This window comes from Pseudomonas sp. FSL W5-0203, assembly GCF_001896155.1.
GTDB lineage: Bacteria > Pseudomonadota > Gammaproteobacteria > Pseudomonadales > Pseudomonadaceae > Aquipseudomonas > Aquipseudomonas paracarnis.
The window spans coordinates 1-23,472 of sequence record NZ_MPOR01000017.1; the positions used below are offsets into that span (position 1 = coordinate 1).

Below are 23,472 nucleotides of genomic sequence, written 5' to 3' on the forward strand. Positions count from 1 at the left end.
AGGTCATGCAAAATTCCATGGCAATGCGGCATGATGCTCCGGCTTCAATTCAATAACCGTGTTGCACTCAGCTCCTGCAACCGCCGACCTATAACAAAGCCAGCGAATGCTGGTTTTTTTTGTGCCTGAATTTTGTCATGAAAAATATGTATTTATTTGACTTTGCTTTTATTTGTGCTCTAATAAATATATATAAATAAGAAAGGGGCACTAATGAAAAAACCAAAAGCAAAAGCAAATCTTAAAGTTTGCACCATCACACTCGACGCTGAAACACATAATCAATTTAGAGAAATTGCCAATGCTCACAAATTTCCGTTGTCACGCTTTATAAATGATTGCATGAAAGAATACTTGAATGTAAGCAAGGTTAACGGGTTCAACAAAGATGTAATGCTACAAGTGGGGATTAGAAACTTTCAAACCCAAGACAAATAAAAGCCCTGATAGGGCTATTTTTTTAACTGTGGTTTTAGGTCAAACGTAACCGCTCTTTTGTTTGCCATCTGTGCTTTAAAAGCTTGTTCAAGCTGTTTTGCTGCCGCTGGGTCTCTTTCCTTAATTTCATCAAACACCTTATAAAAGTCCTGCCTTAAATTATATTGGCGTTTAATTTCACCAGTTCTCTCATAGATAAGATTTTGTTTGTCCATGTATCTATGGCCCGCAATGTCGCTTTTACTGTTTCCAGTGAAGAGTGTTTTTTCAAGTTTTTTCTGTATACCTTCAAATGCTTCAACGAGTTCATCATTAGAATATGTTGAATAGTCACCTTCAACCTTATTGCTTTCAGGCTCTACAAGCGGCTCTGGTATCATCGGTGTGTAGAGTTCATCTATAACAGTATTAACTGGTTTAAATGGCTCTACCGAGTCCGTAGGAGCTTTTGCGACTGGGCTAGTTTTGGCTGGTCCAAAAATATCGTGCAGGTCATCAATTAAGCCATCATTGGTTGGCGTAACCTTTTCTTGTTCAACCTGCTTTGTAGGCTCTGGTGGCTTTTCAGGAGCTTTTTGAACAGGTGCACGTATGACAGGCTCAACTGGTTTGGGAGCTTCTACGGCCACCGTAGGGGCTTCTGGTGCTGGTTGTGGTTTAGGTTCTGGCTTCTTATTCATCGAAGCATATTGCTCTTGAATTTTCTTCAACTCGTCTAAATCTGCTGGTGTAGGTTTGTAACCTTCAAGCTTGAACCCCTTGGCTTCTAATCCCATTAACTGAAATTCAAGCCATATATTTTTCTTAAAAAAATCCGGGCCATTCACTGTGAATGATTGTGGTGGTTTGGCGTCAGCAACAAGCCTTTGAATACCAGCCTTTGCTGACTGTCTTGATAAATCATGGAATGAAACTTTTGACGGGTCTTTGTAATACTCGAATGATTTCTTGCTGCTGGCTGAATTATAGAAATATTCAACCTTGTCATTATGCTGAATAAACTTGAACTTGGTGGCAAGAACTGAGTTCGGTTTAATCTTTTTCATGTAGTCGGGTTCAGCTTCATTGGAAGCAATAGAACAATCTTCGTATTTCTTAACGTTGTGCTTATCTTTCAAAGCCTGCTCAAAGCCAGTGTCTTCACCTAGTTTCGATTTAAGTGTTTTGTAAGATAGGCCAAGCTCGGATGCTTTAAATATCTGGTCCTCATGTTGAATGGAGAAAGATGATTTTCCATTGTGAATGACATTAAAACCATTCGCAGCTATCTGGTTGATAAAGTCGGAAGGGCTTGAAGAACTAACAAGGTAAACGTTTAAAGCGTCTTTCATCTGCTGCTTGTTGGAAATTATGCCTCGAACATCAAGCATGCGTTCATTGGACGAAGGAAGCTTCTCGGAATACTTTTTATTGATTGCGTTGGCAATTGCTCTTTTCTTAACGGATTCACTTTTACCTTTTAGGTCTGGATGCTTTTCCAATCTATCAATGTCTCTTGATATTCTATTTTGGGGAGCAATCAAGTGATGCTTCTTTTCTAGGCATTCACACTGCCTTTCTATTTTGCGATAGTCATTACTGACGTTGTAGCATTTGCCATCAAAGTCTTTTATTGCCCACACAATATGAACATGAACCTCATCGGTATCAATGTGAACGCCTAGCGAATACTTTCTGTTTGAAAGTTTATGCGTGGCCTCATAGAGTTCCTTTGCAATATCTCGGGCTTGCTCTGGTGTGATGTTGTCATTGGTATGAAAGCTGACAACATCATGCTGGGTTCTAACCGATTGCTTTCGGCCTTTCTTGCTGTCAGTAATGTCGCTTTCAATTGATTGTGATATTGCTTTCGCAATATCTTTCTTTGAAGCATTCAAGGGCGTGTGCATGTTGGACTCGAATAATATGCACCCATCTTCTTTATTGAAATACTTGGCCGTTTTGTAAATGGCTGATTTTGATTTTTGAGTGCTGAGTTTTTTGCGTATCATGACTTACCTACTTTGGTTAATGTCTCCTTTTTTAATTTGTCCAACTTTTTAGTAAGTATGGTTATGTTCTGGTCGAGTTCAGTTAGCCTTTTTAGAATATCAAAAGGAGGTATCTCATTAGCATTTAGACTTTTAGCTATTTGATTTAGGTTGTTTCCATATCCGCCCAGAAACCTTTCAATCTTATCAATGTCTTGTCTAAGCTCAGGATTGGTGATTTCAATAATTGAATTGATGCCATTATTGATAATGTGGGAAATAAAGCCGGACTGGCTTTTGTGCATCATTTTTCTTTCGTGCTCAATCTTTTCGTAATCACTTTCGGATATTCTTACATTCATCTGTCTTGGTTTTTTATTATCACTCATACATTCCTCATGGTTGTTGATTTTAATTTTTCAAACGTAGTGCGAAAAATCGAGCGTAAATGTAAGCAACGAACGAAGTGAGGTGCTATACATTTACATTGCTCGCATATAAAGAATTCAAACTACTAATATCAAGTTATCATATATTAAAATGTTTTCAAGTTGTATAGCATTCAATAAGCCAGATAACAAAGAATGAAAGCGTATAACAACGTATAGTAACGTATAGCAATGTATAACAGGCATTAAAAAGGCCACCTGATTAGGTAGCCTCATAACTGACGACAACAATAAAAACTAGACTGAAAATTTATATTGCAGGTATTTAACAGCATCCATTTTTGATGATGGGGTTGGGCCTTCCGAATATCTATCGAAAGTCATTCGTAATAACCCATCAGCCTTGTGACCGACCAAAGAGATGATGACAAGGTTCTTCACATCTGCACGTTCCAATGTAGTGATTACAGTTTTCCGTATGCTATGGAAAACACATTTTTTGTCAAATCCTAAATCTGTTTTGAAAATTGAAAATTGATTGCCTAAACCTTTCGATTTAGTTTCATACTTCCCGCCTTTGCTTGTCTTCAACAAATACCCATCGTCCGATGAATTAACAAGCCGTTTGACCGTTTCCATAAGAACCGGATGAATTGGAACAAATCGAACAGATGCTTGTGTTTTACCTTCTGTAATATGAAAACAATCAACGCCATCCTCTTTAACAACTGACGATGTTTTCAAACGACAAATTTCTTCAATACGTGCCCCCGTGTAAGCGGCTATTTCAATCAAATCTGCTAGCTTACGCTTTCCCATTTCAATTGCTTTACTATGCAGGGTATTAACCTCGTCAGTAGTAAAAGCACGTCTCTCGTCTTCTTTAAGTGTTCCGCGTCGGACTTGGCTCAGCTCATGATTTTTAAATGGATTCATAGGATAACGCTCTTTAAATGGTGGTTCTTTTTTAATCAAGAAATTATAGAATGCATTAAACGAAAAGAGATATTGTTTTTTAGTTTTAGCTTCAAGATTTTTTGAAATCAAAAATGAACCAACTGCTTCATAATCTAGCAGTAAGTCCTCAGCTTTCAAAAACGCATCAAGTGCTTTAATTCTCTTTATATGTCTATCGACTGTATTCAAGTCAACTTTTCGTTGATTTAATTCATAGTTATAGAAAGCATCAAGGCGACTTTTGAAAAATGGGGTTTTGGGTGAGTAGTCCGAACGACCTGCTGCAATATCAATTGCTTCATTAACAAGGTCGATGCTTAACTTCTTTTCTTGTGCATATTGGATTACTTCAAAACCCATTTTTGTTTCATTGTTTGCGGGTTTCCCCTTAATTTTATCTTGGTTTATTGCCCTTTGATGCTTTTCAACTATTTGAAGAACATCATCACGAAAATTACCGATTTCACCCCTTCGGGCTTTTTCGATTTCGGTTTTCCACTGCTGCAACCATCGTAGTTTGACAATATGGGCTTCCGAACGGTTGCCCGTTTTGAGACTTTTAGTCAGAACTTTACGCCCGGAAAAGGCTTCCCGTGCGTCTTCTGGAACGTCCAGACGGACGTAGTAGGTGCCAGATTTCAGAACTAAAAAATCGGTCATAGCAAAAGCCTTCGCTAGTCATTTCTACCCAAAATTCTACCCAAAATTTCTACCCAAAGCCACTGAAAGCCTTTAAACTCGCGGCATTGCTGGGTCTTATGGTGTTTTTGAGGGAGTTCGAGTCTCCCTCGGGGCACCATCTTAAAGAAAGACCTTGAAATTCAAGGTCTTTTTTTTCGCCTGCAAAAAAGTGCCAGGCGTGGCAGTGGAGGGAGCGGGACCATGGAGTTGACGCTTGAAGCGGTTGCGTTGTTTGCATTGAAGCTGGTGCATGAGACTGACCACGGCAGCCCATTGCTGCGCGATGATCCCGTGATGGAGGGCTATGATCGCGAGGTGTTTGGGTTGTTGGTGCGCCAGGGAAACCTGGCCGAGATCCAGTTGAAGCTCGATGAGTGCATCACCCAGGCGTTGATTGCATTGGGTGGAGCGGACAGCGTTCTCGGGCGTGAATTGCAAAGGCTATCCACCGATGTGCAAAACATCGCTCGTCTTGATGAGTTGACCTGCCCGCTGACCGTACTAAAGAGCTATCTGAAAGATGTGCAATGAATCGGTAATCAGGGTAACGGCCAGGTAAACCATCAACACCGCCACCCCTGCATCCAGCCAGCGCCAGACCGCAGGCTTGCGAAACAATACCGTCAATCGCTGACAGCACAGCGCCAACACCACGAACCACACGAGTGATGCCGTCATGGCGCCTGTCGCGAACAGCGCCTGTTGGCCCGCAGGTTTCGTGGCACCGATGGAACCAATCAACACCACGGTATCGAGCCAGGCGTAAGGGTTGGCAAAGCCGAGTATGACCGCCGAGCGCAACAGCCCTCTTTGCGAGTTGCCGCCTTGAGCGTCCGGCATGGACTGATCCCGGATGCAGGCCAACAGACGTTGGCCACCAAACCAAAGCAGATACGCAGCGCCGGACAACAGCAATAGTGCCATCACCTCAGGCCGGTTTCCCAACAACGAACCTAAACCCGTGACCCCGAAAGCGATCAGGAAAATATCGGCCATTACGCAAATAGCGACAACGCCCCAGATCGGCCCGCGACCGACACCTTGGCGGATCACCAAGGTGTCTTTCGGGCCAGGGGCGGCGAACAGTCCGATACCCAAGAGCAAACCTTCGATGTAAAGGGCATTGAAGTGAGGAAACATGGACTGTTCGAGCCCTCCAGGACTATTTAGCGCAGTTGAATCGGTTGATTACCGAAACCGGTATGACGAGCATTCACAGTACTGCCCAGGTCAATGGATTTCTGGCGGTAAAAGGTCGTCAGCAACTGATCCGGATTGGGATTTGCAAAGTAGATCAATGAGCTTCTGGCGACCGGTTTGCTGGGCGCAAGTACAGCATGGTAGGCGGCAGGCACGGCATGATCGGAGAGCTCTGTCAGCAAGGAACCCGCCAGCACCGCGACCTCGTTCTCCAGAAGGCGTACCGGCTCCAACGATCGTCCTTTCATCAAAACCAGCCCTTCGCGGGTAGGCTTGATAAACGAAAGCATATGCCCGTCTTCATGAGGATCCTGGGCATATTGACGAGAATGGTCTTTCGCCTGTGGACCATAGACACATAACTGGATGTACGATGCCGCGCGAAAGGGGGCCAAGGGGGCAACGCCAAATTCCTCGCAAATGCCATCCATAACTCCCTGGGCCAACTCGCTCATCTGTCGTTCAAAACTGCCGACTGCGACAACGAAAGTACTTCGGGTGAATTCGAAAGCGGTTCTTTTTGAAGCGTGCGCGGGCCAGTAACAAAACCGCTCGCACAGGTCCGGGTGCTCCTCGGCAAGGGAGTACTCGGCGCCAAAAGGGAAAAAACCATCCGTGTCCTGGGCAAAGGAAAACTCATCCTTGATGGCCTGGGGAATGGCCGAATAGCCATCAATGATCTTTTTGTAGTCCTGCAACATCGCATCAGGAATTTGCAGGATGCCAAAGCCTGATCGGGCAATGGATTCACAGCACGCTTTCATTGGACTCATAGCTATATCCACAGATAGATGTAAAGGAATGCAACACACACAAGGTTCGCAAGCATGCGAGAAACCGCGACACTGGATATGCCAACCAAACCGGGACCTATCCATGTCTTTCACAACGTCGCCAGCAAGACCAAAGTCTGAATCGCTATGTAACCGTGACGGCGGGCAGGTTGTCCTTTTTGGCTTACAAGATGACGACTTCCACTGGAAACGGGTTTGCAAAATATGAGCATCAAAACTGGCGATACTCTTCGAGCGCTTGTTGTACGACGCAGCCGAGAACTGGGAAAACCCCTGACTAACCTGGCTAAGGAGGCTGGCATCTCCAGAACCTACCTTTATGCATTGGCGGACGGTGCTTCAAAAGATCCGTCCGTACGTACCCTGATCAAATTAGCCAAAGCGCTACGTGTCTCCCCGCTGCTGCTGTTTCGCTACTTTGCCGACCTGACCGGTGCTCCAACTGATGCTTACTCAATGGCTATCACCAACCGGGCCATTGGCTTGCACGACCCATCTGACATTGCCGTATTCAATGCAGACGTGACCACGCCTGACCAGACCGTAGTGCTGCCCGGTGAAACCTTTCAGAAAACCTGGGAGATCCAGAACCTCGGGATTCGCCCCTGGCGCGGGCGGCGATTGGTGAGAGTGGACGTGGAGTACGTGATCGCCCGTCGAACCGCTTCGGGGGAGCCATTGGAAGTGGTGATGGATAGCCATCTGCGAAGCCTGAATAACGATATTCCGATAGCAGATACTTTGCCCGGCCAGCCAGTGCATATCACCGTGGAGTTCGGAGCCCCGAGGGAGACCAGTACCGTCACCTCAATCTGGCGTATCGAAGATGAACATGGGCAGCCTTGCTACGGGCCAGCATTCATCCTGCATGTGATTGTCAACGTCATGGCGCGCTGAAAGCAGCCTTACTTGCGCCCCTCTACCGCCATCCGCACCGCCAAACCCATCAACACCGACCCCATCAGCCAGCGCTGCAGCACCTGCCAACCAGGCCGGGTGACGAAGAACACCGCGATGGAACCCGCCATGCAGGCAATCACCGCGTTGACGCTCACGCTGATAAGAATCTGCAGGGAGCCCAGCGCCAGGGATTGCACCAGCACACTGCCATGACCGTTCGGGTCGATGAACTGGGGCAGCAACGACAAATACATCACCGCCACTTTGGGATTGAGCAAGTTGGTGACCAAGCCCATGGTCACCAACTTGCGCGGGCTGTCCTTGGGCAAGTCGCGCACCTGGAATGGCGAGCGCCCACCCGGCTTGACCGCCTGCCAGGCCAGATACACCAGATACAACGCCCCGCCGAGCCGCAGCGCGTCGTAGGCAAACGGCACAGCCATCACCAACGCCGTGATACCCAGCGCCGCGCACACCATGTACACCACAAACCCCAGCGCCACCCCGCCCAGGGAAATCAACCCGGCCGTGCGCCCCTGGCAGATGGAGCGGGAAATCAGGTAGATCATGTTCGGCCCGGGAGTCAGTACCATGCCGAGTGAAATCAGGCCGTAGGCGAGCAAGCTGGACATATCAGGCATGGATTGGCTCCTGGTTTTTTAGGCTGCCAGCGTGAAATCCTTCGCCGACGCGGTCGTGTTGAGCGTCATGCTAGGGGCTTGCAGGCCAGGGCGTTAGATACAGATCCGCAGGCAAAACGTCATACACCGACGGCACCACTTACCCAGGACAGGCACATGATCGACTTCAACAACAAAGGTTTCTTCAAGCTCAAGCAAAACAACGAATACGCCGAACGCGTAGCGGCCCTGCTGCTGGACGGCGAAGAAGTGGTCGACGCCTACAAGGCCATGCGCGACGGCGTCGTGTTCACCACCAAACGCATCATCGCGGTGAACGTGCAGGGGATTACCGGCAGCAAGAAGGATTTCACCTCATTGCCGTACAAGAACATCGTGGCGTACTCGGTGGAAACGTCCGGGACGTTTGACTTGGATTCGGAGTTGGAGATTTATTTTTCGTCGTTGGGGAAGGTGAAATTCGAGTTCACTGGCAAGACCTCGATCGTGGAAATCTCCCGGCTGATTTCCAAGCATCTGCTGAGTTGATCCGCAGGCACCCAAAAGACCTTGGTGTTTCAAGGTCTTTTTTATTGCGGCTCAGCTGACGTACACCGGGCTCATCCTGCTCACAGCATCATTTCATAGGGTCCCATTGCCTTGCTAGTCTGCACCAAGCCCTGCCGCATCAACATCTCAAGATAACTTCCCGCCTCCATCGCGGGCTTCTTCAACGCCCTCCTCTGCTTCTGCGCCGCTCCCAACACTGCCGCCTGATCCAAATCCCAGAGATCCGAAATAAAGTCATCCGGATGCATCGGTTCAATGTCATAGGCAGCCAATATATGAGGTGGAAAGTCGTTCAAATTGAAGGTCACGATGACCTCAGCTTTACTCCGAATTGCCGCCGCCAACACATGCCGGTCATCCGGGTCTGGTAAATCCAAACTCGAACACAGATCCTCATATCCCGTCACCAACGCGTCAGGTATAGCAATGTCCATTAGCGCCGACGTGCAGTCCACCTGAGCCGCCGTAAGATCGGGTCGGTTCTTAAGTACGTTGCGCTTCCACTCATCCTGAATCTGGCCAGTCCATCGCGCTCGATACAAACCAGACAAACCAAGCCACATGAGTAAGTCCCTAAGTGCCGCAGGATAGAGAACACAAGCATCGTACACCGCAGTAAAGGGCGAACACCTCATCCGTCATACCCCATTCCCAACTCTTGGGCCTGTTGAACCAGCGCTTCCATTGCCTCTTGGCTTTGCTCGTCACGCCGTTGCTTGAACGCCATCAAATCCGAAAAACGGACTCGCCGATGTCGGCCCGTTTTTGTAAAGGGGATGGCGCCTTCCTCCAGCATCTTGACCAAATGCGGGCGTGACACATTAAGCAGGTCGGCCGCCTCCTGCGAGGTCAACTCGGCATGAACCGGCACTACCTTGACGGCATTGCCCAGCGCCAATTCGCCCAGAATATCGACCAGCAGACGCAGTGCGGAGGTTGGTAGGACAAGCCTGTGTGGCTTGTCTTCTTTGTCGAAGATATCGATGCGCTGGGTTTCAAATTTGGTCGACAATAGGGACGCTAATTCACGCTGACCTTGCACTGCCGCCTCGACTTCTTTTTCCAGCGGAAGGATCGTTTTGGGAAGATTGTTGATGGTCATGATGCAACTCCGGCCTTACGCAATTCAGTTGAGGTCAACGCTAAACGAAACAAACGAAAATCGCAATATTCGAAACAATGCTGGCGACTCACGTACCAGTCAACTTTTCCCACATCAACTGACAAATTGAGCTGATATCGGTTTCTGACTCCCCCTCATAGGCTCACTCCCTCGCACAAGGAAGTGAATCGGTCATGTCAGAACGCTTTTATCCACCCACCGAACAAGCGTTACTCAAGCGACGAATCCTCACCCGGCAACCGTCGCGTGTGCCGTATTCGCCTACTATCGATTTTTTCGAGCCGTCCCCTGCCCAGCCACCTACACCATCCCAACCTCCAAGCTGCGTTTTCATAAAACCATGCCAACTGCCTGACGGTATCGCTCATTACTCGAGCCCCACCGGTTTTGTCCCACTGGAACTGATCAAGGAGTACGGCCATGTAAGTCTGTTGGGCGGGCGCGAAGTGGACGCCCGGGGCGCGGTTGCCTTGCGCAAGATCAGTGGCAGCGCACTGCCAGCCGGCTTAGGGCAGTTGGCATTGCGTTCAGCGTTTTTGGAGTCGGCGGCGACAGTCAGCGCATCCGTCGCTGGTAGCCTGTTGACAGGGTTGGTAGCGCTGGCTTGGCCGTCGGATCTAAATGATAGCGCGCTCTACAACGAGGAACAGTTGCGTTCGCTGCAACGAGCGCGTTCGCAAATGCGGCTGCATATCGAGCAACGCGACGACGGCACGCTTAAGGGGTATGGGTTTTACACAGGTAACAATGCCGATTGGCAGATGATTGACGTGGTGCAGTTTCAAAACCGCAGCGGCCAGTTAATAGCAGATTTGAATAATGGCGTAGAGCTGATCTGGACGCCCTCCGTTGATCCAAATGACACCTTAGGTGTTCCGGCATTGGAGGCTGCGCCGCAAGCACCCGTGATCTGGATCTACCCACCGACTGAGACGGCGGCGCAGATTCTGGTTAACCCTATTTACCCACCGGCCTATCGGGATTTTATTCTGGTGTTTCCGGCGGGGTCGGGGGTTCGGCCGCTGTATGTGGTGGTAGGTGCCAAGTCTGGGGATCACAAGTACCACAAAGCGCCCGACACTGAACAAATAACTGGCTTTGAAAAACTGATAAAAGCAAAACCCAAGACTCCCAGACAAGGAGGCGCCGGGCTGAGAGAACGCTGGATTGAGGAAAAAGGTCGGAAGATCTATGAATGGGACTCTCAGCACGGAGAGCTGGAGGTTTATCTAGCGAGTGATGGGAGCCATATAGGTGCGTTCAACCACATAAGCGGCGAGCAGCTAAAAGGGCCAATCAGAAAACGAAACATCAAAAAATATCTGTGAGGGCTACATGGGACTAAAAATAAGGTTGGAATGGTTCGACAGAACTACAGAGAGGCTAAACGGAACGGAGAGTTCAGCGGACTGCGGAGATGACTACTCGGTGATTTCCACGCTCGGGTTGTTGAGCGCAGTGGACGTCAATAACGGCATGTTTGAATTGCGCAGGGAATGGCTATCAGTGATACAGCCGCACTTTTCTCACGAAATTGCTCTTTCAGAAAGTGACTACTTCATCGCATTTGATTACGAAGTTGCAAACGAGTAATGCAGACTCAAAGAATTCAGCCTGAGCTGTAGTAGATGAAAAAGCAAATGGTGCACAAGTGACCCGATCATCCATCATCAAAATAGACCTGACCCGCATTCAGAACCCCAAAGAGCTTCACGCCACGCTGGGCACTTCACTCAACTTCCCCACCTGGTATGGCCAGAACTGGGATGCTTTTTGGGACGCCATCACCGGCTTGGTAGAAATGCCCGAGACGCTTGAGTTTTCTGGTTGGGATATTTTTTCGGAGTGCCTACCTCACGATGCCAAGATGCTGCGGCAGTGCTTGGCTGAGCTCGCGACCCATTACCCGGACCTTGCGTCGCGGGTTCGCTACTGATGCCCGTCAGCCTGGGCGCCTCACTTGGGCTGGAATGTCGCTAAGTACGCCAGGATATTTTCAATCTTCTCTTGGTCACTGATCCCCCAGAAGATCATCCGCGTGCCACTCACCACCGACTTCGGATCTTCAATGTAGGCCGCCAGTTTTTCCCGTGTCCACACCACGCCTGAGTTCTTCATCGCATCCGAATACTGATAGTCCGTGGTAGTACCGGCAGGCCGGCCAATGATGCCGTTCAGTTCCGGGCCAAAACCACCCCGCGCGCCTTCACCAATGCTGTGGCAGCCACCGCAGGTCTTGGTGAAGAGTTTGCCGCCCGCGTCGGCGTCGCCCGCAGCGAACGCGGGTGCGGCGATAACGGTCAGGACGAGGGTCAATAACACATACTTCATTCACGTATCCCTATCGGCTGTTGCCGTGGATTATGCCTGTTCGACCGGCCTTTCTCCCAGCCGCTGCACCAGACGCACCAGATAACCGTCCGGGTCTTGCACTATGAACTGGCGCTGCCCGGCCTCCACGTCACCGGCTCGGTACCAGGCATCTTCAACATCGCGGAACAATGGCCAGCCAATGTGCGCCAACCGTTGCAGGATAGGCGTCACGGCGGGCACATCGATTTGCAGGTTGATGCCGCGCCCGAACGGTGGCTGCATCGGTGCGGTCAGCCACTGGCCGGCGTCGGGTTCGTATTGTTCGAGCATGATTTGCGCGCCGTGCAGGTCGAGGTAGGCAAAGCCTTCTTCAGCGCGCTGGTAGGCGATGGTGAAGCCTAACTGTTCGACCCAGAACGCCAGGCTGACACTGAGGCGAGTGACAATCAGTTCCGGCACGAGCGGGTTACGGTTAAACATGGCATTCCTTGGGACGGCGGGGTGGCGTTCACCTTAACGGATTGTCGTGCCCATGGCTCACAAGCAGTCAAACGACCACCCATCGATTAAAAAACATCCAATCGAACCTATCCGGCCACCTTCCACTCCACCTTACTGAACCCCCTGATGGTGGAGTAAGGATCATGGCTCAGCCATCGATTTTGGTATTGGAAGACGACGAGATCATTCGGGCGTTGATGGTAGATGTGCTGGAAGACTTTGGTGCGGTGGTGACATCGTTTGCATCGGCAGACGAAGGGATGATTTACCTGGAGCGCGGCGATGACCCGGTGGATTTGATTGTCAGTGATATTCAAATGCCCGGCTTGCTCAATGGTTATGACTTGAGCCGTGTGGTCGCCCACCGCTGGCCTGAAGTACAAGTAGTGCTGACCTCAGGTAATACGAAAATCGCCGCCGAGTTGGGCAGTTCCGTGCGGTTTCTGCCCAAGCCCTGGAGTACCGACCACTTGCTTGAGTGCGTGCAGACAGCATTGACGCACTAGGGCCTGCCCCTGCGTGGATAGCAGCGCGATATCATTTCAACCGAACTTGAGGGCCAGTTCTGCGGTCATGTAAGGTGCAGGGAGCGACTTTTCTGATCCGCTGGTCAGCCTTTTCGTTTCTGCGTTCAGCTGACGACAATGAGTTGTGTAGAATCGTCGCCCATTTTCACGCGTCATTCATGGCCGACAGGCCCACAGTTCGAGCTCATTGAATGCATTCACAGGCCCATGACGTTAGTGCGCCCTCCTTGTTGGAAACGTTGCGCACGGGCACGGGCCTGCTGCATGTGGCGTTGGAACAGCGCCTGCCGTTTTTTTCCGAGCGCCTGGATGCCCAGTGGTATCGGCGCCTGCTGCAAGCGTACTACGGCTTTTATCAGCCGATGGAAGCGGCGCTGTATGACAGCGGTTTGATTCCCGATGGATATGAGCCTGTGTTGCGTGTGAAAACGCCAACACTGGTCCATGACCTGCACGCACTCGGCCTGACTGACCACGCCATCCATGCCCTGCCTCGCTGTACCCAACTCCCCGTATTAAACACGCCGGCTGCGTGTCTCGGCGCCCTGTATGTGCTGGAAGGCGCCACCCTGGGTGGCCAAGTGCTGCGCCGGGAAATGGCCCTGCGCCTGGATGTGAACGCCGACAACGGCGGTGCCTTTCTCAATGTATACGGCGCCGAGACCGGACGGCGCTGGAAAGATTTCCTCGATTATCTGAGCCGCCAGCCACTGGATACAGGTGCCGCCGCGCGCGCGGTGATGGCGGCCCGTTCGACATTCAGCGGCTTTGAGCGATGGCTCGACAGCCAGGAGGTATTGCTATGAAACCCGAAGATTTTGAAGAGCTGCTTGCCAACTGCGCCGACGAACCCATTCGTTTTCCGGGGGCCATCCAGCCCCACGGCGTGCTGCTGACTTTGTCGGAACCTGGCCTGAACATTATTCAGGTAAGTGCCAACGTTGGTACGTTGTTCGGCCACGCCCCCGAGGCGCTGTTGGATCAACCGTTGCACAGATTGATTGGCGAGGAGTACGCCCAGGCCGTGCAAACCATGGCCGAGGACAGCGCATTCCTGGACTCGCCGCCCCTGCTGATCACCTTCAAGGGTGAGCAGTTCGAAGGCCTGTTGCATCGCCACCAGGGCGTGTTAGTGCTGGAATTCGAACCACGGCTCAAGGATTTCAAACCCCGAGCGCACAATGGCCGCACCAGCGATCTGGGCAAGATGCTGCACCGCCTGCAATCGGCAAAGACCTTGGAGGCGCTCTACGCCATCACCGTCAACGAAATCCAGGCCATGACCGGTTATGACCGGGTGCTCATCTATCGCTTCGAAGAGGAAGGCCATGGCCAGGTGATCGCGGAGGCCTCGGCGCCGTCAATGGAATTGTTCAACGGGCTGTTCTTCCCCGCGTCCGACATCCCCGAGCAGGCTCGGGAGCTGTATCGCACCAACTGGCTACGGATCATCCCGAATGCGTCCTACGAACCGGTACCGCTGGTGCCCAAATTGCGCCCGGACACCGGGCAGCCCCTGGACCTGAGCTTCGCCACCCTGCGCAGCGTGTCGCCGATTCACTGCCAGTACATGCAGAACATGGGCGTGTTGTCGTCCATGAGTATTTCGTTGATGAAGGGCGACAAACTCTGGGGCCTGATCAGCTGCGGCAACCGTGAGCCGCTGCTGGTACCTAATGACCTGCGCATGGCCTGCCAGACCATCGGCCAGGTGCTGTCATTGCAGATCAGTGCCATGGAGGCCCTGGAGCTGACCCGCCAGCGCGACGAGAAAGTCCAAGCGCTGGCGCTGCTGGACCTGGCGATGAAAGCCTCTGCCAATAACGTCTTCGACGGCCTGGCCCAACAAGGCCGAATGCTGATGGACCTGACCCTCTCCGGCGGCGTGGCGATCATCGAAGATAAACAACTGCACCGCTACGGCAATTGCCCGGAACCGGCGCAGATACGCGCGCTGCACAAGTGGTTGCAGGCCAACGGTGAACCGGTATTTTCCAGCCATAACCTGGCCTCGGTTTACCCGCCTGCCGCTGAGTTCCAGAGCGTGGCCAGCGGCGTGCTCGCCATGAGCTTGCCCAAGCCTGTGGATAACGGTGTGTTGTGGTTTCGCCCGGAAGTCAAAGAGAACATCCACTGGAGTGGCGACCCGCAGAAGCCGCTGAATCTGGAAACCTGCGACGCGGGCATGCGCCTTCGCCCACGCACCTCGTTTGAAATCTGGAAGGTGGAGATGGCCGGCATCTCCACCAAATGGAGCCATGGCGACCTGTTTGCCGCCAACGATTTGCGCCGCTCGGCCCTGGAGAACGACCTGTCCCGCCAAGTGCTGCGCGAGCAACAAGCGGTGCGTGCGCGGGACGAGCTGGTCGCGGTGGTTTCCCACGACCTGCGCAACCCCATGACCGTCATCTCCATGCTCTGCGGCATGATGCAAAAAGCCTTCAGCTCCGATGGTCCACACACCTCACGCCGTATCTCTTCCGCGATCGACACCATGCAACAGGCCGCCGGGCGCATGAATGTGTTGCTGGAAGATTTGCTCGACACCTCGAAGATCGAGGCCGGGCGCTATGTGGTCAAGCCGGTGGCGCTGGACGTCAGCCAGATCTTTGAAGAAGCGTATTCGTTGCTGGCCCCCCTGGCCTCGGAAAAAGGCATCGACCTGTCGTTCAATGTCGAGCCCGGCCTGCAGATCAAGGCCGACCCGGAGCGCTTGTTCCAGGTGCTGTCGAACCTGATCGGCAATGCGATCAAGTTCACCCCACGCCAAGGCAACATCGGCATCAGCGCCATGAGCAACGGCGAGGAGATTGTATTTTCGGTGCGAGACTCCGGTGAAGGCATTGCACCGGACGATTTGCCCCATGTGTTCGATCGCTATTGGACCCAGACTGAAAACAACCCCACCGGCAGCGGGTTGGGGCTGTATATCACCCAGGGGATTGTCCAGGCTCACGGTGGGCGCATCGAGGCCGAAAGTGAGTTGGGGTGCGGTAGTGAGTTCAGGTTTACGGTGCCAAAGCCTGCCTGAAACGCGCCCATTTTCTAAACCCAACATGCGGATACCTTTGGCCGGGAACGAACAACCCGGCCAATGCCACTGAAACGGTGCGCACTCAAAGGGAGTATTGGTGCGACAACAGTCCTCCAATTGAGTAAGGGGTTGTACCGATGATCATTGGCAATTCGTTTGACAGCTTGAGCTATAACATCCAGCAAGGCATGAAAGCTAACCAGCCTTCAGCCAATCCCGCCCCCACCTCTTCGCCGATTGACAGCCACCCACAGGGGCAGGACACGCGACCAAAACCCAAAGATTCGGGTATGACCTCTCTCGGAGGAGGCAAACTGCTTTAAACCGTTAGGAGTCACCGGCAACGAGTGCAGCGCAACGCGCTGCACTTGCGTTAACAAAACACTGACATCCTCTGCGTTATCCTTTCCAGTCCCACTTGGTATGAGCTGCATTCTTCATGGGTCAACCTGAAATCCTGCCTGCCGTGATCGCCGGCCCCTTGCTAAGACGCCTGGAACCACAGCGCCTGGTTATCTGGTTGGTGGGCAGTCGTGCCCTGCCCCTGTGCTTGCGGCTGCAATTACCCTCGGGCGAGGCGCTGGATATCCCGCTCGATGCAACGCACTGCCAAGTCGTGCCCGTCGGCCGCCATGCCGTTATCCACCTGATCGACATAGCCCTGAGCCACGCCCTGCCACAGGAAGAAATCATCGGTTACGACCTGTTGATCGACGGCCTCGGCATTGCACAATGGGCACCGCACTTGCTGTATGGCGACGCGACTACGCCAAGCTTCGTGCTGCATAGCCGCATCCATCACTTGGTGCATGGCTCGTGCCGCAAACCCCACCATCGTGCCGACGAAGGCTTGCTGTGTGTCGACCGTCTGTTGGGGGACGCCCGCACACCGCTCGAACGCCCAGCCTTGCTGATGATGAATGGCGACCAGATCTACGCCGACGACGTCGCAGGGCCCATGCTGCGAGCCATTCACGGGCTGATTGCGCGCCTGGGCCTGTTCGATGAGTTTCTAGAGGGTGCGGTGGTGAGCGACAGCGCCAGCCTTTATGGGCATCGCGCCAGCTATTACCACCGGGCCGACCTGCTCCCTGCGCTGGACAGTAACGAGACCTTGCGCGAACGCTTTTTCGGCGGTGTGAAGAAACCCATCTTCACCAGCAGCACCGCCGATAATCACCTGGTGACCTTTGCCGAAGTGATCGCCATGTACCTGCTGGCCTGGTCGCCGGTACCCTGGACGCTGATCGCACCAGAACCGCCGCCGCTGAGTGCGCAAGAACAACAACGCTATGCCCGCGAACAGGTTCATATCGATCAGTTCCGCGACGGCCTGCCTGGGGTAGCGCGGGTGTTCGCGCACCTGTCGACGCTGATGATGTTCGACGATCACGACATCACTGACGATTGGAACCTCAGCGCCCAGTGGGAAGAAACCGCCTACGGCCACCCCTTCTCCAAGCGCATCATCGGCAATGCCTTGCTGGCGTATCTGTTATGCCAGGGCTGGGGCAACCAGCCCCAGGTGTTTGGCGAACTGCTGGACCAGACCCAGGCACTGACCGGCCGGGTACAGGCCAATCATCTCGAGGCGACGGCGCAAGACGCGTTGCTGGAGGCCTTGCTGAAATTCCAGCAGTGGCACTACGTATTGCCCACCACCCCGGCGCTGGTGGTACTCGACACCCGCACCCGACGCTGGCGCAGCAAGTTCACCCTCAAGCAACCTTCCGGCCTGCTGGACTGGGAAGCCTTGAGCGAACTGCAACAAGCGCTGCTGGACCATCCATCCGCCATCATCGTCTCGCCCGCGCCGGTCTTTGGCGTCAAGCTGATCGAGACGGTGCAAAAGGTCTTCAGCTGGTGCGGTTTTCCCCTGCTGGTAGACGCCGAGAACTGGATGGCCCACCGCGGCGCCGCCCAAGTGATTTTGAATATCTTCCGCCACTCACGCACGCCAGGTAACTACGTGATCCTTTCCGGTGACGTGCATTACTCGTTTGTCTACCAAGTGCTGATCCGACACCGCAACGGCGGCCCCAAGATCTGGCAAATCACCAGCAGTGGCATCAAGAACGAGTTCCCGCCGCGCCTGCTGGAATGGTTCGATCGCCTCAACCGCTGGCTCTACTCCCCGCGCTCGCCCCTCAACTGGTTTACCCGCCGCCGCACCATGCAGGTGATGCCTTATATCCCAGAGCATGCCGAAGCGGGTGAGCGTTTGTGGAACTCGGCGGGCATTGGCCAGGTGTTTTTCAATGAGCAGGGCCAACCGCAGGCCATTTACCAGCACAACGCGGATGGAAGGCCTCGGACAAAGATGATGGCGCCAGAAAAATAGCGTTTCGCCACTCGTCATAAGCAGCACACCTGCCCTATTCAAAGCGCGCAAGCGCCGATGTACAGTAGCGCCAGCCGCGGAGTATCGGCGTCAACCATGACTGGCCTTGGGCGCCAGCCCTCCGCAGGAAGCGCGCAGATGGACGATACATCCGGCAAAGAACCGCTACGCAATGAAGTGTCCGACCTTAACGTCGACCTGTTGCACGCCATCATGGAACTGGTCAGTGATGGCATCTGGGACTGGAACGCCAATACCGGCTTCGTCTACCGCAATCCCGGCTGGTACGAAATGCTTGGCTACTCCCACCACTCCCTGGAAAACAGCGTCTTCACCTGGGAGAACGTGATCCACCCCGAGGATTACCCTCGCGTGATGGCGGTGTTCGATGACTACATCAGCCAACGCGCCGCTCATTACCGGGCCGAATACCGTTGCCGAAAAGAAGACGGTACGTACCTCTGGATCGAGGACCGCGGCTACGTCATTGCCCGCAACCCCGACGGTTCCGTGGCGCGCATGGTCGGCGCACACCGCGATATTCATACGCGCAAATGCTCCATCGAACAGTTGCAAAAGCGCAACCAGTCCCTGGAAGCACTGGTTGCGGAGCGCACCCTCGAGTTGTCGCGCGTCAACCAGCAACTGCAATTGCAACTGGACGAAAACCGCTCTTTGGCCGAGCGGGACGCCCTGACGCGCATCGCCAATCGGTACCGCCTGGAAAAGGTGCTGCTGGAGGAATGCGACCGCGCCGAGCGCTTCCGCCTGCCCTTGGCACTGGTGGCCATGGATGTCGATGACTTCAAGCCGATCAATGACCAATACGGCCACGGCGTCGGCGACCAGACGCTGATACGGGTAGTGGAACACCTGGAAGCCTGCGTACGTAAAAGCGACTTGCTGGCGCGTTGGGGCGGCGACGAGTTTATGGTGGTGCTGCCCAAAAGCAGCCTGGACACGGCCAAAGAGTTGGCCGAAAGGATTCGCCATAAAATCAAGGCGGCGGCCCCCTTGGGCGCGTTGAACGTTACCCTGAGCCTGGGCGTAGTAGAGCGGCGCATGGGGGAATCTCCGGCGGCGCTGATGGCGCGGGCCGATCAAGCCTTGTACCGATCCAAGGCGGCGGGCAAGGATGGGGTGTCGGAATAGGCCGCAGCTCCTTCCAAGGTGGAATGACCCGGCAACTTTATTTCGTTTGCGGCAAGGCCAGGCGCGCGGCTTAGATAGCGCTGCGCCCACCACTGCCGAGTCCCCGAGTCATGAGCCACGCTAGCATCAGCCAGTCGATTTCCATCGTTCACCCCATCAGCCTGAGCCACGGTAAAAACGCCGAAGTCTGGGACACGGCGGGCAAGCGTTACATCGACTTTGTCGGCGGTATCGGCGTACTCAACCTGGGCCATTGCCACCCGGCCGTGGTGGCGGCCATTTGCGAGCAAGCCACCCGGCTAACCCATTACGCGTTCAACGCCGCACCGCATACGCCCTACATCGAGTTGATGCAACGTCTCAGCGCCTTTATCCCGGTGGGATACCCCGTCAGCGGCATGCTCACCAATAGCGGTGCCGAGGCGGCGGAAAACGCCCTGAAGATCGCCCGTGGTGCCACCGGGCGCACGGCGGTGATCGCCTTTGACGGCGCCTTCCACGGGCGCACCCTGGCGACCCTCAACCTCAACGGCAAGGTCGCGCCCTACAAGCAGAAGGTCGGTGTACTGCCCGGCCCTGTGTATCACCTGCCCTACCCCAGTACCGATAACGGCATGTCCTGCGCCGAAGCGCTGAAGGCCATGGAGCGTCTGTTCAGCGTGGAGATCGACGTAACCGATGTGGCCTGCTTCATCATCGAGCCGGTACAGGGCGAAGGCGGTTTTCTCGCCCTGGACACTGAGTTCGCCCAGGCGCTGCGGCGCTTCTGCGACCAGCACAACATCCTGCTGATCATTGATGAAATCCAGTCGGGTTTTGGTCGCACCGGCCAGCGTTTCGCCTTCTCGCGCCTGGGCATCGAGCCGGACCTGCTGCTGCTCGGCAAAAGCATCGCCGGCGGCATGCCGCTGGGGGCGGTGGTCGGGCGCAAGGCGCTGATGGACAACCTGCCCAAAGGCGGCCTGGGCGGTACCTACTCGGGTAATCCCATCGCCTGTGGGGCGGCGCTGGCGACCCTTGAGGTGATGAGCGACACAAACCTGCACGCCTGGGGCGTCGCGCAGGCGGCCGCGATTGTGGGCCGCTATGAAGCCTGGCGCGCACAGCAACTGTCGCCCTACCTGGGCCGCCTCACCGGTGTCGGCGCGATGCGGGGCATTGAACTGGCCCATGCCGACGGCACACCCGCTCCCAAGCAACTGGCGCAACTGCTGGAGCTGGCGCGAGAGGCTGGCTTGTTGCTGATGCCCAGCGGCAAGTCGCGGCACATCGTGCGCTTGCTGGCCCCGCTGACCATTGAGCCTGAGGTGTTGGAGGAAGGTCTGGATATTCTCCAGGCGTGCCTCGAAGAACTGGACGAGTAACATGTATCAACAGGTTTGACGCTGCTCCACTCAGTCGTTGAGCTTGTTCGTGAAGTCCGGGCGAGGTGGATGACCGTTGATAAGATTCCCGTTGTGGATATGTACTTATTTCTGTACGTTAAACCCACCCAACAAGGAGTCCCCATGGAAACTATCAACTACACCAACGCCCGAGCCCATCTGTCCGAAACGATGGACCGCGTCAACGATGATCACGTCCCACTTCTACTGACTCGACAAAAAGGCGAGCCCGTGGTGATGATCTCGTTATCAGAGTTCAATGCTCTGGAAGAGACGGCTTACCTGCTGCGCTCGCCTAAAAATGCCGAACGTCTCATTAACTCAGTCAACAGCTTACGAGCAGGCAAAGCCAAGCCAAGGCGGTTGATTGAAGAATGAAAATACTCTTTACCCCTGAAGGCTGGGACGACTACCTCTGGTTTCAACAGAACGACAAAGCCGGGCTCAAGCGCATCAATCTCTTGATCAAGGCCATACAAAGAGACCCGTTCGGCGGCGTGGGGAAGCCTGAACCCCTCAAACATAACCTGAGTGGTTTCTGGTCTCGACGAATCACCGCGGAGCATCGTTTGGTTTATGGCATCGAGGATGATGAAGTACAAATATTGATGTGCCGCTACCACTACTGAAATTATTCTGACGCCCCAGCCACCTTGACCTGATCCCCCCACCCGCTGAAAATGCCCGACGTTTTTTGTCTCTCCGCATACTACGCAGTGAAATTTTAATGTCTGATTCCTACACCGAAAAATCCGCCGAAGAATCCGTAGTCGCCCTGCACGCCAAAGCCGAATACGAAAACGCCATCAATCTTTCACAGCATGTGCCAGCCACCAAGATCATCAGCGAGATGGTGCTGGACGCGTTTCACACCTCCAAAGAAAGCGACCAGATCCGCGAGCTGCGCGTTGCCATCCGCCAGGCCCACGATGCCTTCGATGATGACAAAGCCTATGAGCTGATGGGCCAGCTCAAGCAATTGAAAGACGCCGAAGCCGCAGACAACGCCGCCCTGGAACACCTGAGCAGTCAGTTCTCGATCAGCCGCATCCTGTCCAGCTTCAAGGACGATCCCGAGTTCCAGGAACTGGTCTATGGCCTGGCCCTCAAGGTGCTTAACCAGTCGCACCAGGCCATCAGCAACCCGAGCGCCGGCAAGGGCAAAGCTGCACGCACCAAGAAAGACACCGAAGTGTTTGTAATCAGCAAAGATGGCATCAGCGTCACCCTGCCGCTGCGCACGCCGCGCTCCAAGCTCAATGTGGACCGCGAAGCGCTGGAGTTCCTGGGCTTCACCTTTGTAGGCGAAGGCAGCGAGGCGGAGCTTGCGAGCGAAACCTTCATCGACAACAGCGGCGCCGAGCAGCCGGTCACGCGCAAGAGCATCGTGACCGCGCTGCAACAGCAAAGCGCCTTTGACGGCTACGCCATCGCCGCCCAGTAAGTGCCCAACACTACAAACTTCGCAGGGTCAAAAGAGCCTGCTCGACCTGGGCGAGAGTGATATGCCGGCCCACCGAGGCACGCACAAAGTGTGTGACGCCCAGGTCCTTAAGCAACAACGGAGTGTGAGCGGTGGTGCCTGCCCACAAGTTGAGCCCCAGCTCGCGGGCTTGGCCGACAAATGCCTTGGCCGGCAGGTTGTGCGGCACAAACGAGACAATTCCAGTCTGCTCGAACTGATCGCACATAATCGTCAACTGCGGCAAGCGTCGCAACTCCTTCGCCAGCAGCGCATAGGGCTCTGTACTCACCTGCCCGCCGCCGACCTGCACATACTCCTGCAGCGCCGTATGCATGCCCACCTGAGCCGAGAGGCTTTTTTCAGCAATTTCCAGCACCCGCGCACTGGCCACGTCCAGCCGGTTGACCTGGCCATCGGTGCTGGCGGCGTGCAAGTCGGCAAAATTGAGCTGCAATTGGCCAAGCAAGCGTGGCGACACGTAAGCAACCCCACTGCCACGGGGCCCGCAGAGAAACTTGCGGCCCGCACCTGTCAACAAATCACAATGGATATCCCGCACATCCAGCGGTAACTGCCCCAACGACTGGCAGGCATCCACCACATACAACGCATTCGCGTCCTTGAGCGACGCGCCCAGCGCTTCCACCGGATTGATCACCCCACAGCACGAAGGCAGGTGCGACACACTGACCAGGAACACATCATCGTCCAAATGACGCCGCACCCACTCCAGATCCAGCGGGCTGGTGGCCGTGGTGGGGATCACTTCGACGCGAATGTCACTCGATAACTTGAGGTAGTTGAAGAAGATCAGGTTGGCCGCGTACTCAGAAGTTGATACCCAGACCCGCTTGCCCCGGGGAAATTGCAGTTTGCCGAGGATGCTGGTCCAGGCTTCGGTGGCACTGCTGAAAAAACCAATCTGTGAAGGCTGAGCATTCAACAGCCCGGCCATCACTCGGTACAGGTCGACGTTGAGCAACTCTTCATAGGCAAGCTCGGCTTCATAGCTGCCTATCTGCGCTTCAATGGAGGTAAAACGCTGTATAGCATTGAGCGTGGCCGACGACATCAGGCCCGCACCGGCGGTGTTCAAATGCACCCTATTCATT

27 protein-coding genes are annotated in these 23,472 nt (G+C 53.9%); 16 read left to right on the forward strand and 11 right to left on the reverse strand.

The window, feature by feature from the left end; all coding sequences use genetic code 11:
• The first annotated feature begins 213 nt into the window (after positions 1 to 213).
• A complete protein-coding gene (locus BOP96_RS29695) occupies positions 214 to 438 on the forward strand; it encodes a hypothetical protein (RefSeq protein WP_138726225.1) in 225 nt (74 codons plus the stop codon).
• 14 nt (positions 439 to 452) lie between these two features.
• Here the strand turns inward: BOP96_RS29695 and BOP96_RS16175 are convergent, their stop codons facing one another.
• The 3 genes from BOP96_RS16175 to BOP96_RS16185 form a co-directional block, all read right to left on the reverse strand.
• Positions 453 to 2,429 (reverse strand): relaxase/mobilization nuclease domain-containing protein, encoded by a 1,977-nt coding sequence (locus BOP96_RS16175; RefSeq protein WP_073453340.1) that lies wholly within the window; start codon positions 2,427 to 2,429, stop codon positions 453 to 455.
• Positions 2,426 to 2,797 carry a plasmid mobilization protein gene (locus BOP96_RS16180; RefSeq protein ID WP_019817218.1) on the reverse strand — a complete coding sequence of 124 codons (372 nt, stop codon included), beginning with the start codon at positions 2,795 to 2,797 and terminating at the stop codon, positions 2,426 to 2,428. The genes BOP96_RS16175 and BOP96_RS16180 overlap by 4 nt, the downstream gene beginning before the upstream one ends.
• A gap of 297 nt (positions 2,798 to 3,094) precedes the next feature.
• Positions 3,095 to 4,414: a DUF6538 domain-containing protein gene (locus BOP96_RS16185; protein ID WP_073453342.1), complete on the reverse strand. Its 1,320-nt coding sequence runs from the start codon at positions 4,412 to 4,414 to the stop codon at positions 3,095 to 3,097.
• A 222-nt stretch (positions 4,415 to 4,636) separates the two neighbouring features.
• Here BOP96_RS16185 and BOP96_RS16190 point away from each other — a divergent pair, with 222 nt between their 5' ends.
• Positions 4,637 to 4,966: a hypothetical protein gene (locus tag BOP96_RS16190; protein ID WP_020302001.1), complete on the forward strand. Its 330-nt coding sequence runs from the start codon at positions 4,637 to 4,639 to the stop codon at positions 4,964 to 4,966.
• On the opposite strand, the gene BOP96_RS16195 is transcribed toward BOP96_RS16190, so the two are convergent.
• Together BOP96_RS16195 and BOP96_RS16200 are read right to left on the reverse strand one after the other, a co-directional pair.
• Positions 4,937 to 5,575 (reverse strand): LysE/ArgO family amino acid transporter, encoded by a 639-nt coding sequence (locus BOP96_RS16195; RefSeq protein WP_073453344.1) that lies wholly within the window; start codon positions 5,573 to 5,575, stop codon positions 4,937 to 4,939. The genes BOP96_RS16190 and BOP96_RS16195 overlap by 30 nt on opposite strands.
• Positions 5,576 to 5,601: 26 nt before the next feature.
• Entirely contained in the window at positions 5,602 to 6,408 is an 807-nt protein-coding gene (locus BOP96_RS16200; RefSeq protein ID WP_038451451.1) for a 2OG-Fe(II) oxygenase family protein, read from the reverse strand.
• 225 nt (positions 6,409 to 6,633) lie between these two features.
• Between BOP96_RS16200 and BOP96_RS16205 the strand changes: the two genes are divergently transcribed.
• Positions 6,634 to 7,326 carry an NBR1-Ig-like domain-containing protein gene (locus tag BOP96_RS16205; protein WP_073453346.1) on the forward strand — a complete coding sequence of 231 codons (693 nt, stop codon included), beginning with the start codon at positions 6,634 to 6,636 and terminating at the stop codon, positions 7,324 to 7,326.
• 8 nt (positions 7,327 to 7,334) lie between these two features.
• Here BOP96_RS16205 and BOP96_RS16210 read toward each other — a convergent pair whose 3' ends face one another.
• Positions 7,335 to 7,970, reverse strand: coding sequence for a LysE family translocator (locus BOP96_RS16210; RefSeq protein ID WP_054922017.1), 636 nt, complete (start codon positions 7,968 to 7,970; stop codon positions 7,335 to 7,337).
• A 156-nt stretch (positions 7,971 to 8,126) separates the two neighbouring features.
• On the opposite strand from BOP96_RS16210, the gene BOP96_RS16215 reads away from it, so the two are divergent.
• A complete protein-coding gene (locus BOP96_RS16215) occupies positions 8,127 to 8,498 on the forward strand; it encodes a PH domain-containing protein (protein WP_014719840.1) in 372 nt (123 codons plus the stop codon).
• A gap of 80 nt (positions 8,499 to 8,578) precedes the next feature.
• On the opposite strand, the gene BOP96_RS16220 is transcribed toward BOP96_RS16215, so the two are convergent.
• Both BOP96_RS16220 and BOP96_RS16225 read right to left on the reverse strand, forming a co-directional pair.
• On the reverse strand, positions 8,579 to 9,154 hold the full coding sequence (locus BOP96_RS16220) for a PIN domain-containing protein (protein WP_020302006.1): 576 nt from the start codon (positions 9,152 to 9,154) through the stop codon (positions 8,579 to 8,581).
• Positions 9,151 to 9,621 carry a helix-turn-helix domain-containing protein gene (locus BOP96_RS16225; RefSeq protein WP_014719842.1) on the reverse strand — a complete coding sequence of 157 codons (471 nt, stop codon included), beginning with the start codon at positions 9,619 to 9,621 and terminating at the stop codon, positions 9,151 to 9,153. Before BOP96_RS16225 ends, BOP96_RS16220 begins: the two co-directional genes overlap by 4 nt.
• A 194-nt stretch (positions 9,622 to 9,815) precedes the next feature.
• On the opposite strand from BOP96_RS16225, the gene BOP96_RS16230 reads away from it, so the two are divergent.
• From BOP96_RS16230 to BOP96_RS16240, 3 genes are read left to right on the forward strand one after another with little or no spacing between them, the layout of a single operon-like run.
• Entirely contained in the window at positions 9,816 to 10,970 is a 1,155-nt protein-coding gene (locus tag BOP96_RS16230) for an S-type pyocin domain-containing protein (RefSeq protein WP_073453347.1), read from the forward strand.
• Between the two features lie 7 nt (positions 10,971 to 10,977).
• On the forward strand, positions 10,978 to 11,235 hold the full coding sequence (locus tag BOP96_RS16235; RefSeq protein WP_020302007.1) for a colicin E3-like toxin immunity protein: 258 nt from the start codon (positions 10,978 to 10,980) through the stop codon (positions 11,233 to 11,235).
• Positions 11,236 to 11,293: 58 nt separating this feature from the next.
• Positions 11,294 to 11,578, forward strand: coding sequence for a barstar family protein (locus BOP96_RS16240; RefSeq protein WP_014719845.1), 285 nt, complete (start codon positions 11,294 to 11,296; stop codon positions 11,576 to 11,578).
• A gap of 20 nt (positions 11,579 to 11,598) precedes the next feature.
• On the opposite strand, the gene BOP96_RS16245 is transcribed toward BOP96_RS16240, so the two are convergent.
• Positions 11,599 to 11,973, reverse strand: coding sequence for a c-type cytochrome (locus BOP96_RS16245; protein WP_019817492.1), 375 nt, complete (start codon positions 11,971 to 11,973; stop codon positions 11,599 to 11,601).
• A 30-nt stretch (positions 11,974 to 12,003) separates the two neighbouring features.
• Positions 12,004 to 12,435 (reverse strand): bleomycin resistance protein, encoded by a 432-nt coding sequence (locus BOP96_RS16250; RefSeq protein ID WP_058410985.1) that lies wholly within the window; start codon positions 12,433 to 12,435, stop codon positions 12,004 to 12,006.
• 164 nt (positions 12,436 to 12,599) lie between these two features.
• On the opposite strand from BOP96_RS16250, the gene BOP96_RS16255 reads away from it, so the two are divergent.
• From BOP96_RS16255 to BOP96_RS16295, 9 genes are all read left to right on the forward strand, one after another.
• Entirely contained in the window at positions 12,600 to 12,962 is a 363-nt protein-coding gene (locus BOP96_RS16255; RefSeq protein ID WP_003194033.1) for a response regulator, read from the forward strand.
• Between the two features lie 212 nt (positions 12,963 to 13,174).
• Positions 13,175 to 13,789: a biliverdin-producing heme oxygenase gene (locus tag BOP96_RS16260; protein WP_032903663.1), complete on the forward strand. Its 615-nt coding sequence runs from the start codon at positions 13,175 to 13,177 to the stop codon at positions 13,787 to 13,789.
• The gene (locus BOP96_RS16265; RefSeq protein WP_032903662.1) at positions 13,786 to 16,014 is read left to right on the forward strand and encodes an ATP-binding protein; all 2,229 of its coding nucleotides are present in this window, start codon (positions 13,786 to 13,788) and stop codon (positions 16,012 to 16,014) included. Before BOP96_RS16260 ends, BOP96_RS16265 begins: the two co-directional genes overlap by 4 nt.
• A 442-nt stretch (positions 16,015 to 16,456) precedes the next feature.
• Positions 16,457 to 18,358: an alkaline phosphatase D family protein gene (locus BOP96_RS16270; protein WP_073453348.1), complete on the forward strand. Its 1,902-nt coding sequence runs from the start codon at positions 16,457 to 16,459 to the stop codon at positions 18,356 to 18,358.
• A gap of 138 nt (positions 18,359 to 18,496) precedes the next feature.
• On the forward strand, positions 18,497 to 19,510 hold the full coding sequence (locus tag BOP96_RS16275; protein WP_019817488.1) for a sensor domain-containing diguanylate cyclase: 1,014 nt from the start codon (positions 18,497 to 18,499) through the stop codon (positions 19,508 to 19,510).
• A 110-nt stretch (positions 19,511 to 19,620) separates the two neighbouring features.
• A complete protein-coding gene (locus BOP96_RS16280; protein ID WP_073453350.1) occupies positions 19,621 to 20,874 on the forward strand; it encodes a 2-aminoadipate transaminase in 1,254 nt (417 codons plus the stop codon).
• A gap of 144 nt (positions 20,875 to 21,018) precedes the next feature.
• A complete protein-coding gene (locus tag BOP96_RS16285; protein ID WP_003194039.1) occupies positions 21,019 to 21,273 on the forward strand; it encodes a type II toxin-antitoxin system Phd/YefM family antitoxin in 255 nt (84 codons plus the stop codon).
• Complete coding sequence (locus tag BOP96_RS16290; protein WP_014719853.1) at positions 21,270 to 21,524, forward strand: Txe/YoeB family addiction module toxin; 255 nt, start codon at positions 21,270 to 21,272, stop codon at positions 21,522 to 21,524. Before BOP96_RS16285 ends, BOP96_RS16290 begins: the two co-directional genes overlap by 4 nt.
• A gap of 98 nt (positions 21,525 to 21,622) precedes the next feature.
• Positions 21,623 to 22,339 carry a hypothetical protein gene (locus BOP96_RS16295; RefSeq protein WP_073453352.1) on the forward strand — a complete coding sequence of 239 codons (717 nt, stop codon included), beginning with the start codon at positions 21,623 to 21,625 and terminating at the stop codon, positions 22,337 to 22,339.
• Between the two features lie 10 nt (positions 22,340 to 22,349).
• On the opposite strand, the gene BOP96_RS16300 is transcribed toward BOP96_RS16295, so the two are convergent.
• Entirely contained in the window at positions 22,350 to 23,471 is a 1,122-nt protein-coding gene (locus BOP96_RS16300; RefSeq protein WP_073453354.1) for an aminotransferase class V-fold PLP-dependent enzyme, read from the reverse strand.
• Position 23,472 lies beyond the last annotated feature (1 nt).

Excerpts from the sequence above, each read along its gene's own strand:
- BOP96_RS29695 (WP_138726225.1), top strand. The coding sequence starts at position 214 with ATGAAAAAACCAAAAGCAAAAGCAAATCTTAAAGTTTGCACCATCACA.
- BOP96_RS16175 (WP_073453340.1), bottom strand. The coding sequence starts at position 2,429 with ATGATACGCAAAAAACTCAGCACTCAAAAATCAAAATCAGCCATTTAC.
- BOP96_RS16180 (WP_019817218.1), bottom strand. The coding sequence starts at position 2,797 with ATGAGTGATAATAAAAAACCAAGACAGATGAATGTAAGAATATCCGAA.
- BOP96_RS16185 (WP_073453342.1), bottom strand. The coding sequence starts at position 4,414 with ATGACCGATTTTTTAGTTCTGAAATCTGGCACCTACTACGTCCGTCTG.
- BOP96_RS16190 (WP_020302001.1), top strand. The coding sequence starts at position 4,637 with ATGGAGTTGACGCTTGAAGCGGTTGCGTTGTTTGCATTGAAGCTGGTG.
- BOP96_RS16195 (WP_073453344.1), bottom strand. The coding sequence starts at position 5,575 with ATGTTTCCTCACTTCAATGCCCTTTACATCGAAGGTTTGCTCTTGGGT.
- BOP96_RS16200 (WP_038451451.1), bottom strand. The coding sequence starts at position 6,408 with ATGAGTCCAATGAAAGCGTGCTGTGAATCCATTGCCCGATCAGGCTTT.
- BOP96_RS16205 (WP_073453346.1), top strand. The coding sequence starts at position 6,634 with ATGAGCATCAAAACTGGCGATACTCTTCGAGCGCTTGTTGTACGACGC.
- BOP96_RS16210 (WP_054922017.1), bottom strand. The coding sequence starts at position 7,970 with ATGCCTGATATGTCCAGCTTGCTCGCCTACGGCCTGATTTCACTCGGC.
- BOP96_RS16215 (WP_014719840.1), top strand. The coding sequence starts at position 8,127 with ATGATCGACTTCAACAACAAAGGTTTCTTCAAGCTCAAGCAAAACAAC.
- BOP96_RS16220 (WP_020302006.1), bottom strand. The coding sequence starts at position 9,154 with ATGAGGTGTTCGCCCTTTACTGCGGTGTACGATGCTTGTGTTCTCTAT.
- BOP96_RS16225 (WP_014719842.1), bottom strand. The coding sequence starts at position 9,621 with ATGACCATCAACAATCTTCCCAAAACGATCCTTCCGCTGGAAAAAGAA.
- BOP96_RS16230 (WP_073453347.1), top strand. The coding sequence starts at position 9,816 with ATGTCAGAACGCTTTTATCCACCCACCGAACAAGCGTTACTCAAGCGA.
- BOP96_RS16235 (WP_020302007.1), top strand. The coding sequence starts at position 10,978 with ATGGGACTAAAAATAAGGTTGGAATGGTTCGACAGAACTACAGAGAGG.
- BOP96_RS16245 (WP_019817492.1), bottom strand. The coding sequence starts at position 11,973 with ATGAAGTATGTGTTATTGACCCTCGTCCTGACCGTTATCGCCGCACCC.
- BOP96_RS16250 (WP_058410985.1), bottom strand. The coding sequence starts at position 12,435 with ATGTTTAACCGTAACCCGCTCGTGCCGGAACTGATTGTCACTCGCCTC.
- BOP96_RS16255 (WP_003194033.1), top strand. The coding sequence starts at position 12,600 with ATGGCTCAGCCATCGATTTTGGTATTGGAAGACGACGAGATCATTCGG.
- BOP96_RS16260 (WP_032903663.1), top strand. The coding sequence starts at position 13,175 with ATGCATTCACAGGCCCATGACGTTAGTGCGCCCTCCTTGTTGGAAACG.
- BOP96_RS16265 (WP_032903662.1), top strand. The coding sequence starts at position 13,786 with ATGAAACCCGAAGATTTTGAAGAGCTGCTTGCCAACTGCGCCGACGAA.
- BOP96_RS16270 (WP_073453348.1), top strand. The coding sequence starts at position 16,457 with ATGGGTCAACCTGAAATCCTGCCTGCCGTGATCGCCGGCCCCTTGCTA.
- BOP96_RS16275 (WP_019817488.1), top strand. The coding sequence starts at position 18,497 with ATGGACGATACATCCGGCAAAGAACCGCTACGCAATGAAGTGTCCGAC.
- BOP96_RS16280 (WP_073453350.1), top strand. The coding sequence starts at position 19,621 with ATGAGCCACGCTAGCATCAGCCAGTCGATTTCCATCGTTCACCCCATC.
- BOP96_RS16285 (WP_003194039.1), top strand. The coding sequence starts at position 21,019 with ATGGAAACTATCAACTACACCAACGCCCGAGCCCATCTGTCCGAAACG.
- BOP96_RS16290 (WP_014719853.1), top strand. The coding sequence starts at position 21,270 with ATGAAAATACTCTTTACCCCTGAAGGCTGGGACGACTACCTCTGGTTT.
- BOP96_RS16295 (WP_073453352.1), top strand. The coding sequence starts at position 21,623 with ATGTCTGATTCCTACACCGAAAAATCCGCCGAAGAATCCGTAGTCGCC.
- BOP96_RS16300 (WP_073453354.1), bottom strand. The coding sequence starts at position 23,471 with ATGAATAGGGTGCATTTGAACACCGCCGGTGCGGGCCTGATGTCGTCG.